The organism is Azospirillum lipoferum 4B (genome assembly GCF_000283655.1).
GTDB lineage: Bacteria > Pseudomonadota > Alphaproteobacteria > Azospirillales > Azospirillaceae > Azospirillum > Azospirillum lipoferum_C.
Genome location: NC_016622.1, coordinates 1488991 through 1504440, shown reverse-complemented (window position 1 = coordinate 1504440; position 15450 = coordinate 1488991). Strand labels below are relative to the sequence as shown.

Annotated in this window: 17 protein-coding genes and 2 tRNA genes; 8 read left to right on the top strand and 11 right to left on the bottom strand. The window is 67.0% G+C overall.

The window, feature by feature from the left end:
• Positions 1–24 precede the first annotated feature (24 nt).
• Complete coding sequence (locus tag AZOLI_RS06930; RefSeq protein WP_014247887.1) at positions 25–1110, top strand: pyridoxal phosphate-dependent aminotransferase; 1086 nt, start codon at positions 25–27, stop codon at positions 1108–1110.
• Positions 1111–1422: 312 nt separating this feature from the next.
• Here AZOLI_RS06930 and AZOLI_RS06925 read toward each other — a convergent pair whose 3' ends face one another.
• From AZOLI_RS06925 to AZOLI_RS06890, 8 genes are all read right to left on the bottom strand, one after another.
• On the bottom strand, positions 1423–1665 hold the full coding sequence (locus tag AZOLI_RS06925; RefSeq protein WP_236783757.1) for a hypothetical protein: 243 nt from the start codon (positions 1663–1665) through the stop codon (positions 1423–1425).
• A gap of 154 nt (positions 1666–1819) precedes the next feature.
• On the bottom strand, positions 1820–2437 hold the full coding sequence (locus tag AZOLI_RS06920; protein ID WP_014247884.1) for a GNAT family N-acetyltransferase: 618 nt from the start codon (positions 2435–2437) through the stop codon (positions 1820–1822).
• A complete protein-coding gene (locus tag AZOLI_RS06915) occupies positions 2413–2847 on the bottom strand; it encodes a GNAT family acetyltransferase (protein ID WP_014247883.1) in 435 nt (144 codons plus the stop codon). The genes AZOLI_RS06920 and AZOLI_RS06915 overlap by 25 nt, the downstream gene beginning before the upstream one ends.
• On the bottom strand, positions 2844–3746 hold the full coding sequence (locus tag AZOLI_RS06910) for a sulfurtransferase (protein WP_014247882.1): 903 nt from the start codon (positions 3744–3746) through the stop codon (positions 2844–2846). The genes AZOLI_RS06915 and AZOLI_RS06910 overlap by 4 nt, the downstream gene beginning before the upstream one ends.
• 52 nt (positions 3747–3798) lie before the next feature.
• Positions 3799–4506: an alanyl-tRNA editing protein gene (locus AZOLI_RS06905; RefSeq protein ID WP_044549816.1), complete on the bottom strand. Its 708-nt coding sequence runs from the start codon at positions 4504–4506 to the stop codon at positions 3799–3801.
• Positions 4507–4534: 28 nt separating this feature from the next.
• Complete coding sequence (locus AZOLI_RS06900; RefSeq protein ID WP_014247881.1) at positions 4535–5536, bottom strand: cysteine synthase A; 1002 nt, start codon at positions 5534–5536, stop codon at positions 4535–4537.
• Between the two features lie 125 nt (positions 5537–5661).
• Complete coding sequence (locus tag AZOLI_RS06895; protein WP_014247880.1) at positions 5662–6270, bottom strand: NUDIX domain-containing protein; 609 nt, start codon at positions 6268–6270, stop codon at positions 5662–5664.
• 97 nt (positions 6271–6367) lie between these two features.
• Positions 6368–7384 (bottom strand): S1C family serine protease, encoded by a 1017-nt coding sequence (locus AZOLI_RS06890; protein ID WP_014247879.1) that lies wholly within the window; start codon positions 7382–7384, stop codon positions 6368–6370.
• Positions 7385–7601: 217 nt separating this feature from the next.
• Between AZOLI_RS06890 and AZOLI_RS06885 the strand changes: the two genes are divergently transcribed.
• Both AZOLI_RS06885 and AZOLI_RS06880 read left to right on the top strand, forming a co-directional pair.
• On the top strand, positions 7602–7781 hold the full coding sequence (locus AZOLI_RS06885) for a hypothetical protein (protein WP_014247878.1): 180 nt from the start codon (positions 7602–7604) through the stop codon (positions 7779–7781).
• A 71-nt stretch (positions 7782–7852) separates the two neighbouring features.
• Positions 7853–8092, top strand: a complete 240-nt coding sequence (locus AZOLI_RS06880) for a hypothetical protein (RefSeq protein WP_014247877.1) — start codon at positions 7853–7855, stop codon at positions 8090–8092.
• Between the two features lie 8 nt (positions 8093–8100).
• Here the strand turns inward: AZOLI_RS06880 and AZOLI_RS06875 are convergent, their stop codons facing one another.
• The 3 genes from AZOLI_RS06875 to AZOLI_RS06865 all read right to left on the bottom strand — a co-directional run bounded on the left by AZOLI_RS06875 (position 8101) and on the right by AZOLI_RS06865 (position 9010).
• Complete coding sequence (locus tag AZOLI_RS06875; protein WP_014247876.1) at positions 8101–8355, bottom strand: hypothetical protein; 255 nt, start codon at positions 8353–8355, stop codon at positions 8101–8103.
• A gap of 264 nt (positions 8356–8619) precedes the next feature.
• Positions 8620–8695, bottom strand: a tRNA-Asn gene (locus tag AZOLI_RS06870).
• Positions 8696–8936: 241 nt separating this feature from the next.
• Positions 8937–9010, bottom strand: a tRNA-Cys gene (locus AZOLI_RS06865).
• Positions 9011–9349: 339 nt separating this feature from the next.
• On the opposite strand from AZOLI_RS06865, the gene AZOLI_RS06860 reads away from it, so the two are divergent.
• From AZOLI_RS06860 to AZOLI_RS06840, 5 genes are all read left to right on the top strand, one after another.
• Complete coding sequence (locus AZOLI_RS06860; RefSeq protein ID WP_014247874.1) at positions 9350–10006, top strand: protein-L-isoaspartate O-methyltransferase family protein; 657 nt, start codon at positions 9350–9352, stop codon at positions 10004–10006.
• A 102-nt stretch (positions 10007–10108) separates the two neighbouring features.
• On the top strand, positions 10109–10435 hold the full coding sequence (locus AZOLI_RS06855; RefSeq protein WP_014247873.1) for a rhodanese-like domain-containing protein: 327 nt from the start codon (positions 10109–10111) through the stop codon (positions 10433–10435).
• Positions 10436–10437: 2 nt separating this feature from the next.
• Positions 10438–11841: a TolC family outer membrane protein gene (locus AZOLI_RS06850; protein WP_014247872.1), complete on the top strand. Its 1404-nt coding sequence runs from the start codon at positions 10438–10440 to the stop codon at positions 11839–11841.
• Positions 11842–11937: 96 nt separating this feature from the next.
• Complete coding sequence (locus AZOLI_RS06845) at positions 11938–12636, top strand: DUF2497 domain-containing protein (protein ID WP_048816479.1); 699 nt, start codon at positions 11938–11940, stop codon at positions 12634–12636.
• A gap of 67 nt (positions 12637–12703) precedes the next feature.
• Positions 12704–15352 carry a valine--tRNA ligase gene (locus AZOLI_RS06840; protein ID WP_014247870.1) on the top strand — a complete coding sequence of 883 codons (2649 nt, stop codon included), beginning with the start codon at positions 12704–12706 and terminating at the stop codon, positions 15350–15352.
• The last annotated feature ends 98 nt before the right edge of the window (positions 15353–15450 follow it).

The following is a 15450-nucleotide window of genomic DNA, read 5'->3' as shown; positions in this document are numbered from 1 at the left end:
GAATCGCTCACGGAGACCGAGGTTATGGACCTGCTCAGCCCCCGTCCCAGCGTTGGCCAGATCAAGCCGTACCGTCCCGTTCGCCCGCCCCGCGACGGCCGCCGGTGGATCGACCTGTCCCTGACCCACAATCCGCTTGGACCCAGCCCGCTTGCCCTCGATGCCTATTGCGAGGCGGCGGCCCGCATCCACTGCTATCCCGACTGGGACCAGGATCCGCTGCGCCACGCCATTGCGCGTCGCCATTCCATCGACGCCGACCATATCGTCTGCACCGCCGGATCGGAGGAGCTGATCCATCTGGTCGCCCAGGCCTTCGCCGGCCCCGGTGACGAGGTGCTGTGCCACGAGCGCGGCTATCGCGGCTTCATCAAGGCGATTCGTGCCACCGGCGCCACCGCGGTCGTCGCGGCGGAGCGCGACATGGTCGTGGATGTGGAGGCGATGATCGACCGCGCGACGGAGCGCACGCGGATCTGCTTCCTCGCCAACCCGAACAACCCGACCGGCACCTATATCCCGGCCGACGCGGTGCAGCGGCTGCGGGCCGGCCTGCCGTCTCACACGCTTCTGGTGCTGGATTCGGCCTATGCCGATTATTGCCGGATGCCGGACTACAGCGACGGGACGGAGATCGTCGAAAATTCCGACAACGTCATGCTGATCCGCACCTTTTCCAAGATGCATGGACTGGCCGGCCTGCGGGTGGGCTGGGGATACGGCCCTTCCACGGTGATCGAGGCGGTGAACGCCATTCGCGGCGCCTTCAACGTCTCGCTGCCCGCCCAAATGACCGCCGCCGCCGCGCTGAGCGATGCGGAGCATGAGGAGGCGACCTTCGCCCACAATGCGCAGTGGCTGCCCTGGCTGTCGCGAGAGTTGGAGCGGGTGGGGTTGCGCGTCTATCCCAGCGTCTGCAACTTCGTGCTGGCCCGCGTGCCGACCGACCCGTCGCTGGGCACCCAGGCGGTGATCGACCATCTCGCCCGGCGCGGCATTTTGGTGAAGCCGGTCACCGACTATGGCCTGTCCGATTGCCTGCGCATCACCGTCGGGCGCGAGGAGGAGAACAAGGCGCTGGTCGTGGCGCTGGCCGAGATTCTCGGTTGAGGGATGCGGGGCAATCGGGCTGCGGTGATTTTCGCTGCTTTTGATGCAGATCAACGAAAGGCATATCCGTTTCGGGATAAGGTCCGTCTTGTCTCTAACCCTCCCTGTATCACTGAACCGGAGCATCCGCATGGATGTCTCCGGTTTTTCTTTGCGGCCAGGGCTGCCGCCAAAAAGCGCCGCTCCGTTGACATGCATCAACGCGGCCGGCCGGGCGAGGGCGTAAACCTATGGCTGTCTCTAACCCTCCCTGTTTCACAGGAGGCTCCGGTTCCGGTGCCTCCTGTTTTTTTGTCCGCACTCAGGATTTTCTCAAGAAGGCGGACGGGAGCGGTTCCAGCGCAGGATCAGCCCGAGCAGCGAGAGCGGCACCACCACCACCGCACCGATCAGGATATAGGGCAAGGCCCAGCCGCCGGCTTCGACCAACAGCGCTGCGATATCCTGAACCGTCTGCCAGCTGTTGGTCAGGATGTTGGCCGGGTTGATGTTCAGAAACGACAGCACGAAGCCGACGACGAAGCACAGCACCAGCGTCCGTATGATCCAGCCCACCAAGGCCCCATCTCCCGCTCGTCACGGCGGAGCTTCCGCCTCGCCCAAAGGAACGCACCGGCCCACACGTGGGTTCCGGCCTTCCGCGGTAGATGGGGCGGGGTGGCTGGGGTGGTCAAGGGGGAGGGGGATGTCGGCTGGCGATGCCCCAACCTCACCCCGCCAGCGGAATATGCTCCCCGGCGCTGCGCGGCAGAACGCCGTCGAGCCGCGGGTCGCGCACCTCGCGGGCGACGTGGCGGATGGGGACGAAGCCCATGCTCTGGTAGAGCGGCAGGGCCTTCGGATGGTCGAAGCTGCAGGTGTTGACGAGCAGCTTCTTTGCGCCGCCCTCCCACGCCTTGCGGATGATGCTGTCGAGCAGCCAGGGGCCGAGCTTGTGGCCGATGAAGTCGGGGATCAGGCCGAAATAAGACAGATCGGTTTCGCTGGTCCGCCGGTCCAGCTCCGCGAAGCCGGCGGGCGTGCCGTCGACATAAAGCACCCAAACCTCCACCAGCGGGTCGAGGATCGAGCGCTCCAGCTCCTTGCGCGGCATGCGGCGGCGTTCGTGCCACAGCCAGGGTTCCCCCACCGTGTCGTAGAGATAGCGGTAGAAGGACCAGGTCGGCGGATTCGCCCGTTGCAGCGACAAATTGCCTTTGGGTTGGCGCACCGGCTCGTGGGCCGGCGGCGCGGTCATCTGCAGATAGGTGACGATCACCGGCAGATGGCCCGGCCGGCTGGCGGCGGAGACGTCGGGGCGGGTCAGGGAGAAGGGTTGGTCAGCCATTTCTGCATCAACGTCGAGGGTGGTTTGACGTAGCCGAGGTGTTCGTAGAAAGCCAGCACCCGTTCATTGGTGCTTCTGACCAGAAGCTGAACCTTCGGCATTCCGGTGGCCGCCAGCCAGTTTTCTGCCTCGACGACCATGCGGCGGCCCAGGCCGTTGCCCCGATGGGCGGGGTCGACCGCGAGGTAATAGATCCACCCGCGGTGTCCATCCTGGCCAACCATGGCGGTGGCGACGATGCGGTTGCCGAGACAGAGGGCAAGGACGGTGGAATTCTCCTTCGACAGAGCCAGCGCGAAATCAGCCGCCGGATCGTTCCATGGCACCACCAGCCCGCAGGCCGTCCACAGCGCTACGACAGCGTCGCGGTCTTCCGCTCTGCATGGCCGGACGGTGACGGGATCGGTCACGGCTGCCGCGCCACGGCTTCCGAAGGCCCGGTTTCCAGCGGAAGATCCTCGCGCAGGCCCCATTCGGCCCAGGAGCCGTCATAGATCGCCACATCCTGCTTGCCGGCGGTGGCAAGACCCAGCGCGATGACGCAGGCAGTGATGCCGCTGCCGCAGGAGGCGACCACCGGCCGGTCGAGGTTCAGCCCGGCGGCCCGCGCCTTGGCGGCGATGGTGTCCGGCGGCAGCAGGATCTTGGCTTCCGGGTCGATCAGGTCGGTGTGGGGCAGGTTGAAGCTGCCGGGAATCCGCCCGCTGCGCCGGCCCGGCCAGGGCTCCGTCACCGCGCCTTCGAATCGCGGCTGGGCGCGGGCGTCGGTGACTTGGTCGGCCTTCGCATCGATGTTGGCGAGCACCTGATCGGCGCTGCGGATCAGGTCCGGCCGCCTGCGCGCGGTGAAGCTCGCCGGTTGGGCAGGAGCGGGTTCGCCCGATTCGGTCGGGCGTCCTTCCGCCAGCCATTTCGGCAGGCCACCGTCCAGAACCGCCACCCGGTCGAAGCCGAACAGGCGGAACAGCCACCAGACGCGCGCCGCCGCGGTCGCCATGCCGGCGGTGTCATAGACCACCACCGTGTCGCCGTCGCCGATGCCCAGCGCGCCGATCTTCGCGGCGAAAGTCGGCTCGTCCGGGGCCATGTGGGGCAGCGGGTGGGTGTCCGGCGCCGCCACCTCGTCCACGTCGCACAGTCGAGCACCGGGGATATGGCTGGCGGCGAACTCCGCCCGGATGTCGCGCTTCAGGGCCGGCATGTGCCAGGACCCGTCGAGCAGCTTGAGCCCCGGCCGGCCGAGGTTGCGGGCGAGCCAGTCGGTGGAGACGACGGGGCCGGTCAGCGGGTCAACGGTGCTGTCGCTCATGCTGCGCGTCCTTGAATTGGATCGTTCGGGCAGAGAATCGTCGGATAAGCAGTCAGTCCTTCAGCGCGATGACGATGCGCCGGTTCTGCTTGCCCTTGTTTTCGATCTTCGTCACCTCGATTCCGCCGATTTCGCCGGTGCGGGCGACATGGGTGCCCCCGCAAGGCTGCAGATCGACGCCTTCCACGCTCAGCAGGCGCACCCGGCCGCTGCCGGTCGGCGGCTTCACCGACATGGTCCGCACCAGTTCCGGCTTCGCCGCCATTTCCTCGTCGGTGATCCACTGGGTGCCGACGGGCGTGTCGGCGGCGATCAGCCTGTTCACCGCCTCCGCGATGGCGTCCTTGTCCAGCGATTCGGCCGGGACGTTGAAGTCGAGCCGGCTCTTGTCCGCGCCGATCTGGCCGCCGGTGACCGATCCCGGAACGACGGCGCACAGCAGGTGCAGCGCGGTGTGCATGCGCATGTGGCGGTACCGGCGGTCCCAATCGATCACCGCTTCAACCGCCGTGCCGGGGGTGGGCAGATCCTGCCCGTCCTCCGGCACATGGATGACGTCGTCGGGGCCGCCGTCGCCCTTCACCGTGTCCTTGATGCGGACCTCCAGCCCGTCGAAGCGCAGGACCCCCCTGTCGCCCGGCTGCCCGCCGCCGGTCGGATAGAAGACGGTGCGGTCGAGCCGGATGCCGCGTTCGTCCACCGCGGCGACGGTGGCGATGCAACTGCGGGCGTAGGCGTCCTCGCGGAAAAGCACGTCCATGTCTTCCCTGGGGCTCCCTTGGAAGGAATCAGGCCAGCCAGTCTGGCACGGGAAGATTCTTCTCACGGAGGAAGTCAGGATTGAAGAGCTTCGATTGGTAACGCTGCCCCCCGTCGCACAGGATGGTCACCACGGTGTGGCCGGGGCCGAGGTCGCGCGCCACCCGCATCGCCGCGGCGATGTTGATGCCCGACGAGCCGCCCAGAACCAGACCCTGGGTCTTGATCAGGTCGAAGACGATCGGCAGCGCCTCTTCATCCGGAATCTGCACCGCGTCGTCGATGGGTGCGTCTTCCAGGTTGGCGGTGATGCGGCCCTGGCCGATGCCTTCGGTGATGGAGCTGCCTTCCGACTTCAGCTCCCCCTTCGTGTAGTAGCTGAACAGGGCCGCGCCCATCGGGTCGGCCAGCGTGATGCGGATGTTCGGGTTCCGCGCCTTCAGCGCCAGGGCGATGCCGGCCAGCGTGCCGCCGCTGCCCACCGCGCAGGTGAAGGCGTCGAGCTTGCCGCCGGTCTGCTCCCAGATCTCCGGGCCGGTGGTGGTGCGGTGGCCTTCGCGGTTGGCGGTGTTGTCGAACTGGTTGGCCCAGACGACGCCGTTCGGCTCGGTCTTCGCCAGTTCCTCGGCCAGCCGGCCGGAATAGCGGACGTAATTGTCGGGGTTGGAATAGGGAACCGCCGGGACGAGGCGCAGGTCGGCGCCGATCAGGCGCAGCATGTCCTTCTTTTCCTGGCTTTGCGTTTCCGGCATCACGATGACGGTGCGATAGCCCAGCGCGTTGCCGACCAGGGCCAGCCCGATGCCGGTGTTGCCGGCCGTGCCCTCGACGATGGTGCCGCCGGGGCGCAGCAGCCCGCGCTGTTCGGCATCGCGGACGATGGCGAGCGCAGCGCGGTCCTTCACCGACCCGCCGGGGTTCAGGAACTCCGCCTTGCCCAGAATCTCGCAGCCCGTCGCCTTCGATGGGCCTTCCAGGCGAATCAGCGGCGTGTTGCCGATGGCGCCGATGAAGCCGTTGCGGATGTCCAAGGCGGGTACTCCCAAGGTCTGATGTGGAATGCTGACGATACTATCAGGGCTCGGGTCGGCGGTTTCAAGATGAGGGTGTGAAATGCTGCATTGAACGTCCTGGCTGTGTGAAAATACGGACGTGTTCAGGATTGGAGCCAGCGCTTGCGCAGAGACTCGCGGTGGCGGGCGAGCCAGCCGATGGCGATGATGGCGACGGAGTTGCGCAGGTGGTTCTCGTCCATCATGCGGATCGCCTCATCCGCCGGCAGGGCCATGATGCGGATGTCCTCGTGCTCTTCCTCCAGCCCGCCGGTGGCGGCGAGGTTGCGGCTGTCGACCCGGCCGCAGAAGACGGTGACCAGCTCGGTGAAGGCGCCGGGGCTGACGTAATAGTCGCAAATCTGCTCGATCTCGCGGATCTCGCAGCCGGCCTCCTCCAGCGATTCGCGGCGTGCCACCTCTTCCGGAGTCTCGCCAGCGCCGACCATGCCGGCGACGATCTCGGTCATCCAGGCGGGGCCGCCCGCCGCGGCGGAGCCGACGCGGAACTGTTCGATCATCACCACGGTATCGCGGTCGGGGTCGTATAGCAGAACGCCCACGGCCGGGCCGCGGTCGCAGACCTCGCGCGGCGGCAGCACGTCGGTCCAGGTCCCGTCGAACTTCTTGTGGCGCAGGCGGTAGACGTCGATGGTCAGGAAGCCCTTATAGGGGGTCTTCTTGTCGAGGATCTCGATATCGGGATGATTCATGGTCGGCGCGGTCCCACGGGATGGCTGTTGCCGGCAGGGTGCACCGCCGGACCGGCGCCGACAAGCACGCGGCCGGGCACGGAGATGGATTGCCCGGTCACAGCGTCGGGTTCAGCCGCAGAAACCGCACCCGGTCGGCCGACGGCACCGGCACCGGGGTCAGGGTGGCGCCGCGCATCACCTCCAGCGGCACGACCACCCCGGCCGGCCCCAGGCCCCAGAGCTTGCGGTAGAAATCGGCCAGTCCGCTGAAGCGCTGCCCGCCCACGCCGACGATCAGGTCGCCGGGGCGCAGGCCCGCCGATTCGGCCGGGCTGCGCGGCGATACCTTCTCCACCATCAGCCGCCCCATCTCCTCCCGCAGGGTCACGCCCAGCCAGGGACGCGCCGGCTCCTGCCGCCGGCCGTAGGCGAGCAGGTCTGCCAGGATGGGTTCCAGGGCGGAGATGGGGACGAACATGTTGCCGGGAAGGCCGCGGCCCTCCATCGCCTCCATCACCAGAAGCGACCCGATGCCGACCAGCCGGCCCTCGCGGTTCACCAGGGCGGCGCCGTTGAAGGCGCGGATCGGCGGAAAGGTGAACAGCGCCTCGTCCAGCAGATATTCCCAATAGCCGGCGAACTCCCGCTTGCTGACCAGCTTCACGGCGGCGGCGCCGCGGCCGTCGCCACCGCTCAGCGCCAGCAGCGTATCGCCTTCCTTCACCGCCGACGAATCGGCCAGCCGCAGCCAGGGCGCCTGGAATCCCAACTCCGCCCGCAGCAGGCCGAACCCGCTGACGGGATCGTAGGCGATCATGTTGGCGGGATAGCTGCGCCCGTCCGCGGCGGTGACCTGGATCTGCGAGGCTTCCATCACCGTGTAGCCGATGGTCAGGATCAGGCCGGAGCCGTCGATGACGACGCCGCTTCCCTCGCGCTCGGTTCCCAGGCTGCGGGCGCTTTGGCTGTCGGGCGGCACGACGGCGCGGATGCCGACGACGGAGCGGACGACGCGCTCCGGGTCCAGCTGCTCCGGTTCGGCCGCCGGGGCCGGGCCGAAGGCGAGGGCGAAGGCAAGGAACAGGATGCCCGCCGCCCAGCGCGGCGCGACCGGTGTTGAGACGACCCGCATGACACCGAACTCCCGCGCAATGGCAGGGCCTGAGGGCACCCCCGCCGCCGCGCGGCCCTGTCCGTCGCGACTCGGGTGACACTCACATGACATTGCGTGCGAGTCGCCGCGCATCAAGCCGTCATTCGTCTTGAGCCCGGCAGGAGGTGCGGAAACATACCGGGGCCGCCCGCTGTTGTCCTGTGCGACCCAGAGAGTCATACGGAAAGGCGATATCATGCCCATCAACAGCGATCAGGACCTGGAGCGGGCGGTGCAGGAGTTCCAGCGCCTGAGCGACGCGCCGGACGAGTCGGAGGAGGGACGCCGCCGCAGCGTTCTGGACGCGGACATCAAGGCGTATTACGCCAAGTGCGCCAACACGCTCCGGCCGGGAAAGCCGCCCTCCACCGGCTGAGGTGAGGGATCGCGGCAACCGGGCGGGGCGGCCGGCCATGAGGCCGGCGATGAGAAGGAGACCGGTCCGCGATGAAGCGACTCGACACCTGCTACACCTGCCGATTCTGGGAGGGGCAGGGGCTCCGCCAGCGCGGGCCCAAGGGGACCTGCCGGCGCTATCCGCCGGTGGTTACCCCGCGCAGCCCGGAAGGCGATTTCCCCATCACCCTGTCCACCGACTGGTGCGGGGAGTGGAAACGGGTCGCCGTCATGGCCGGCGCCGATCCCTCCGACCCCGACGGGACCATCTACGACGATCTGGTCGAATAGGCCGGGCGTTACCGCGGATGGGGCGGGATGACCAGGACCGGCGTGTTCTCGTAGGCCTGCGGCCTGCTGTCGGTCGCCGTCCTGTCCCAATCGGCGCTGAAGGCCAGCAGGGTCAGCAGCACCGCTGCGAAGAACAGCAGGATGGCGGTGACGCAATCGATGGTCCGGACCGGCTGTTCGCCGGTGTCCGGCGAACGATGACTGCCGGGACCGTCGGCCGGGGGAGCGGTGCGGAAGCGTTCGGACTGGATTGGCAGAAGCACGGCGAACCTCCATCGTCTGGAGACGCCCGGCCCACGACTTAGGTCCGGAATTGTTATCGAGTGTAACGCCGTGTGGCATCGCGCGGCATTTCGCTTCCGGCAAGTCTGGATCGTCTTTTGGGTCTAGTTCTGAGTAGAGCGGACGGCCGTCGGACCTAGCCCGGCCGCTTTAAACCGAATTCGGGTACTGAAACACCACAGTCAAGCGGCAATAGCCGGAAAAGAGAAAAGGCCGGATGCGCTGGGCATCCGGCCTTTTCAATCTGGCTCCCGGTGCTGGACTCGAACCAGCGACAAGCGGATTAACAGTCCGCTGCTCTACCAACTGAGCTAACCGGGATCGGTGACCGGCCTTTCGGCGGCCGCCGTTGTTGGCGTGGCGGGTGTATAGCCGAACCATTCCGCCCTGCCAAGCCAATTCCGACAGGAAAACGAATTTATTTTCGGAAGGCAGCGGGCGGGCAATTCGTCAGCGAAAACAAGGCACAAATGCAAAAAGCCCCGCCGGAGCGGGGCTGTGGTCGGGCCGTTGCCTAAGGCTTTGGCCGCTATCTCTGACTGTATCGTCAAGCTGTCAGGTATGGAGGCACGGGCGGGAATCGAACCCACGTACACGGATTTGCAGTCCGCTGCATCACCACTCTGCCACCGCGCCATCCTGACCGGCACCGGCGCGCCGTTTCCGGTGCGCCCTCGGTGTGGAGCGGTGGTATAGCGGCACGGAACGGAGCGGTCAAGGCGAATGGTGACGATTTTTGAACATCTCCGAACGTCCCGCGCAGACCGGTCCGTGAGCCTTGTCCGAAGCGCCTGGCCCAGGTCTCTTACCGGGGCCGATTTTCCAGTCACCGGCAAAGCCACGCCACAGCCGTGGCCGGGAGCCCTGTGGCGTTGTGTTCGCCCGGCCTTTGCGGCTATATACCGCCATGGCAGGAAGCCGTCCGCTGTTCGGCTTGGTGCCGGTGTCGTCACAACACATCAATAAGCGACCGCCATGACCGATTTCGCCGCCGCACGCTATTTCATGGTCGAGGGACAGATCCGCCCCAACAAGGTGACGGATCATCGTCTCGTCGATGTCCTGTCGGAGCTTCCGCGCGAAGCCTTCGTACCTGAGTCGGCGCGCGGCGTCGCTTATGTCGACGACGATCTTCCCATCGGCAAGGGCCGCTTCCTGCTGGAGCCGATGGTGTTCGCCCGCATGCTGCAGGCGGTCGCCGTGCAGGAGACCGACCGGGTGCTCGACGTCGGTGCGGCCGGCGGCTATTCCACCGCGGTGCTGGGCCGTCTGGCCACCTCGGTGATCGGCCTCGACTGCGACGAGGGGCTGACCGCCGCCGCGACCGCGGCGCTGGCCGGGCAGGGCATCGCCAATGCCAAGGCCGTCACCGGCCCGCTGGCGGAGGGGTACGCCCAAAACGCCCCTTACGATGTGATCGTCGTCGAAGGTACCGTGCCGGAGGTGCCGGCGGCACTGACCGAACAGCTGGCCGAAGGCGGACGCCTCGTCGCGGTGGTTCAGGGCAGCGGCAGCGTCGGGGAGGTCCGCCTGTTCCAGCGCACCGCCGGAATCGTGTCCAGCCGCATCCTGTTCGAAGCCAAGCCGCATGCGCTGCCGGGCTTCGAAAAGAAGGCGTCTTTCGTGTTCTGACCGGTTTTGCCGGTTGGAGAGGTCTTGAACTGAACCGTGCAGTTTACCTCTGCGCGGTTCTGCGCTACCGTCGCCGCCATCCTTGCACGAAAGTGAACATCCATGGCCGCACCGTTTGAGATCGAGGTGGAAGAGCTGGACCGTCGCCGGAAGGCCGGCGACGAGATGGTCGTCCTCGACGTGCGCGAACCGTGGGAGTTCGCGCTGTGCGCCATCGACGGCAGCCTGCACATCCCGATGAACGGGCTTCCCGGACGGGTGGACGAGCTGCCGACGGACCGCGACGTCGTCGTCGTGTGCCATCACGGTGGGCGCAGCGCGCAGGTCACCATGTGGCTGCGTTCCAAGGGCTTCGACCGTGCCATCAACCTCGATGGCGGCGTCGATGCCTGGGCGCGCCGAATCGACCCGAACATGAAGGTCTACTGAACATGACCGTGCGAAGCCGTTTTGCGCGCCGCTGGCTGCTGGCGACGGCCCTGACCCTGACCGCCACCATGGGCACAGCAGTGACCGGCGGTGGTACGGCCCAGGCGCAGTCCCTCGAACAGGCCCTCGCCCAGGCCTATGCGAACAACCCGACGATCGGCGCCCAGCGCGCCCGCCTGCGCGCCGTCGACGAAGGCGTGCCCCAGGCGCTGTCCGGCTACCGGCCGACGGCGCGGGTCACCGCCGGCATCTCGCGCTCGATGGGCGATTCCAAGTTCGACGGCGGTTCGACGGGGTCCGAGGCCAACGCGAAAACCCTCGGCGTCACCGCGACTCAGCCGGTCTACGACGCTACCGTCGCCCCTGCCGTGCGCCGCGCCGAACGTCTGGTCGAGGCGCAGCGCGCCACGCTGATCGCGTCGGAACAGTCGGTGCTGCTCGCCGCCGCCCAGGCCTATCTGGACATCGTCCAGAACCAGGCCATCCTGCAGCTGCAGATGAACAACGAGCAGGTGCTGCGCCGTCAGCTGGACGCCGCCCGCGACCGATTCCGCGTCGGTGAATACACCCGCACCGACGTCAGCCAGTCCGAGTCGCGCCTGTCGGCCGCCATCGCGTCGAAAATCTCGGCCGAGGGCACGCTTCGTGCCTCCCGCGCGACCTACGAGCGTCTGGTGGGGTCGGCCCCCGGCGAGCTGAAGGCGCCCAAGCCGGCCTTCCGCCTGCCGAAGAACCTGGACGAGCTGGTCGAGCTGGCCCGCGCCAACAATCCGAACGTCCTGTCAGCTTCCTACACCGAGGCGGCCCAGCGCGAGGCGGTGGATCAGCAATATGGCCGCCTGCTGCCCTCGGTGAACCTGTCGGCCAGCGGAACCCGCACTTACGATCCGGGCCGCTCGTCCGGCGTCGAGCTGAACCGGACCGACAGCGCGCAGATCACCGCACAGGTGACCATCCCGCTCTATCAGGCCGGCCAGCCCGAAGCGCTGGTCCGCGAGGCGAAGCAGACGGCCAACCAGGCCCGCCTGCAGATCGAGGAGTCCCGCCGTCAGGTGACCGAATCGGCGGTCAGCGCCTGGCAGGCCCTGCAGACCGCGCGCGCCAGCATCGAGTCCTACTCGGCGCAGATCAAGGCGGCGCAGATCGCCCTGGAAGGCGTCCGTCAGGAGGCTCAGGTCGGGTCGCGCACCGTTCTGGACGTGCTGAACCAGGAACAGGAACTGCTGAACGCCCGCGTCTTCCTGGTCCGTGCCCAGCACGACGAGATGGTCGCGGCCTTCAATGTTCTGTCGGCCAGCGGACAGTTGACCGCCGACCGGCTCAATCTGCCGGTCGAGAAATACGACCCGCAGGCGAATTACGATAAGACGCGGGGCAAGTGGTTCGGAACTTCGGTGACCGAATGAACGAAGCGGCCCGCGAAAGCGGGCCGTTTTTGTATTATGGCTTTTTTGTCAGGCCTGCCCTAGGTTTGGGTCGGATTGACGTCTCGGGTTGCCACGATGAGCGATAAGGGCCAGCAAGAACCTTCGATGGAGGAGATCCTCGCCTCCATCCGGCGGATCATTTCCGAGGACGGCGAGCCGGCCAAGTCGGAAACCCAGGCGCCTTCGCCGCCTCCACCTCCGCCGCCCCCTCCGCCGCCGCCGCCCCCGCCACCCCCGATGGTGGAGGAGGAGGACGACGACGTTCTGGAACTGACCCAGATGGTGGAGGACGAGCCGGACGAACGCCCGGACTTCGGTCAGCCGGACCCCGATCCCTGGCCCGACGAACCGGCCTTCCCGGAGCCTCCTCCGCCCCCGCCGCCGCCTCCGCCCCGTTGGGAGGAGCCGGAGCCCGAGCCGATGCCGCCGCCGCGCCCGGCGCGCCGGCCGATGCCGGCCTTCGACGAGTTCGAGGATGACGAGCCGCCCCCCCCGCCGCGTCCGCGCCGCCGGCCGGTCGAGGTGGATGACGGGCTGATCTCCCGCCGGACGGCGGAAGACGCCTCGCATCACCTGACCCATCTGGCGCGCGAGCTGGGCGACGACCTGTCCATCGGCCCGATGCCCATCGGCATCCGCACGGTGGAGGAGGTGGTGCGCGAACTTCTGAAGCCGCTGTTGAAGGAGTGGCTGGACGAGAATCTGCCGACGGTGGTCGAGCGGCTCGTTCAGCAGGAGATCGACCGGATGATCCGGCGGTCGCAGAAGTTCTGATCCGGCCTTTCCTGAGCCCCGCCTCTTTGAGCCCTGGTTGAGACGTTTCTAGCGAAAGTTCGTGGTGATGTTGGAAAAGACGTACCGGCCCGCCGAGGTCGAGGAGAAGCACTACCGCCTGTGGGAAGAGTCGGGCGCCTTCGCCGCCCAGCCGCAGGGGAACGGCAAGCCCTACACCATCATGATGCCGCCGCCGAACGTCACCGGCAGCCTGCACATGGGCCATGCGCTGACCTTCACCATCCAGGACGTGCTGACCCGCTACAACCGCATGCGCGGCCGCGACGCCCTGTGGCAGCCGGGCACCGACCATGCCGGCATCGCCACCCAGATGGTGGTGGAGCGCAATCTGGCCAAGGACGGCAAGACCCGCCACGATTTCGGCCGCGACGCCTTCATCGACAAGGTTTGGGAATGGAAGGCCGAGTCGGGCGGCACCATCACCCGCCAGCTGCGCCGCCTGGGCGCCTCGCCGGACTGGCCGCGCGAACGCTTCACCATGGACGAGGGGCTGAGCCGCGCCGTCCGCAAGGTGTTCGTCGAACTGCACCGCCAGGGCCTGATCTACAAGGACAAGCGGCTGGTCAATTGGGACCCTAAGCTGCATACCGCCATCTCCGACCTCGAGGTCGAGCAGAAGGAGATCAAGGGCAACCTCTGGCACTTCCGCTATCCCATCGACGGGGAGGAGGGCCGCTTCATCGTGGTTGCCACCACGCGGCCGGAAACCATGCTGGGCGATACCGGCGTCGCGGTGCATCCGGAGGATGATCGGTACAAGGACCTGATCGGCAAGATGGTCCGCCTGCCGCTGGTCGGCCGCCTGATCCCCATCGTCGGCGACGAGTATGCCGATCCGGAGACCGGGTCGGGCGCGGTGAAGATCACGCCGGCCCACGACTTCAACGATTTCGAGGTCGGGAAGCGTTGCGGGCTCGAGCAGATCAACATCATGGATCGCGACGCCCGGCTGAACGACAATGTTCCCGAGGCCTATCGCGGGCTTGACCGCTACGAGGCGCGCAAGCGGATCGTCGCCGAACTGGAAGCGCTGGAGCTTCTGGAGAAGATCGAGCCGCACACCCACATGGTCCCGCACGGCGACCGTTCCGGCGTCGCCATCGAGCCGTGGCTGACCGACCAGTGGTATGTCGACGCCGTGACGCTGGCCAAGCCGGCCATCGAAGCGGTTGAGACCGGCAAGACCGTGTTTGTGCCCAAGCAGTGGGAGAACACCTATTTCGAATGGATGCGCAACATCCAGCCCTGGTGCATCAGCCGCCAGATCTGGTGGGGCCATCAGATTCCGGCCTGGTACGGCCCGGACGGCACCTTCTTTGTCGAGGAGACGGAGGAGGAGGCGCGCGCCGCCGCAACCAGGCATTACGGCAAGGACGTCGAGCTGACGCGCGACGCCGACGTGCTGGATACTTGGTTCTCGTCGGCGCTGTGGCCCTTCTCGACGCTCGGTTGGCCTGACCAGACGCCGGAACTGGACCGCTATTACCCGACCGACGTGCTGGTGACAGGCTTCGACATCATCTTCTTCTGGGTCGCCCGGATGATGATGATGGGCCTGCACTTCATGAAGGATGTGCCCTTCCGCACCGTCTACATCCATGCCCTCGTCCGTGACGAGAAGGGGCAGAAGATGTCGAAGTCGAAGGGCAACGTCATCGACCCGCTGGAGATCATCGACCAGTACGGCACCGACGCGCTGCGCTTCACCCTGTCGGCGATGGCCGCGCAGGGCCGCGACATCAAGCTGGCGGTGAACCGGGTCGAGGGCTACCGCAACTTCGCCACCAAGCTGTGGAACGCCGCCCGCTATTGCCAGATGAACGGCTGCGAGCCGGTCGCCGGCTACCAGCCGGTCGGCCTGACCCAGACGGTCAACCGCTGGATCGTCGGCGCTCTGGCCGATGCGGCGAAGAAGGTCGCCGAGTCGATCGACGCCTATAAGTTCAACGAGGCCGCCGGTGCCGCCTACCAGTTCACCTGGGGCACCTTCTGTGACTGGTACATGGAATTCACCAAGCCGATCCTCGCCGGTACGGACGAGGCGGCGAAGGCGGAGACTCGGGCGACCACCGCCTGGGTGCTCGACCAGATCCTGCACATCCTGCATCCGCTGATGCCCTTCATCACCGAAGAGCTGTGGGAGCAGCTGTCGCCGGCCCGCGCCAACCGCCTGATCTCGGCGGAATGGCCGGAGTTCGCCGCCGACATGGTCGATCCGGCCGCGCGTGACGAGATGGATTGGGTGGTGCGGCTGATCACCTCGGTCCGCTCCATGCGGTCGGAGATGAACGTCCCGCCGGCCGCGCAGATCGAGCTGAAGCTGAAGGATCCGAACGCGGTCAGCCTGCAACGGCTGGACACCCACCGTGACCTGATCCTGCGCATGGCCCGCCTGACCAGCGCCGAGCCGCTGCAGGGCGACGTGCCGAAGAGCAGCGTGCAGGCCGTGCTGGATGAGACCACCTTGGTGCTGCCGCTGGAAGGCATCGTCGATCTCGACAAGGAGAAGGCGCGGCTGTCCAAGGAGATCGACAAGCTGACCGGCGAGATCAAGAAGATCGACGCCAAGCTGTCGAACGAGCAGTTCGTCGCCAAGGCTCCGGAAGAGGTGATCGAGGAGCAGCGCGACCGCCGCGAGGCCGCCGACCAGGCCCGCGACAAGCTGCAGAAGGCGCTGGAGATGCTGGCCGGCTGATCGTCGGCGAGCGGTAACGAAAAAAGCCCCTCCCTCGCAGCAGCGGGGGAGGGGCTTTTTGCATTCGGCGTCCGATGCCGGCGAGCGGGGCAGGGGCT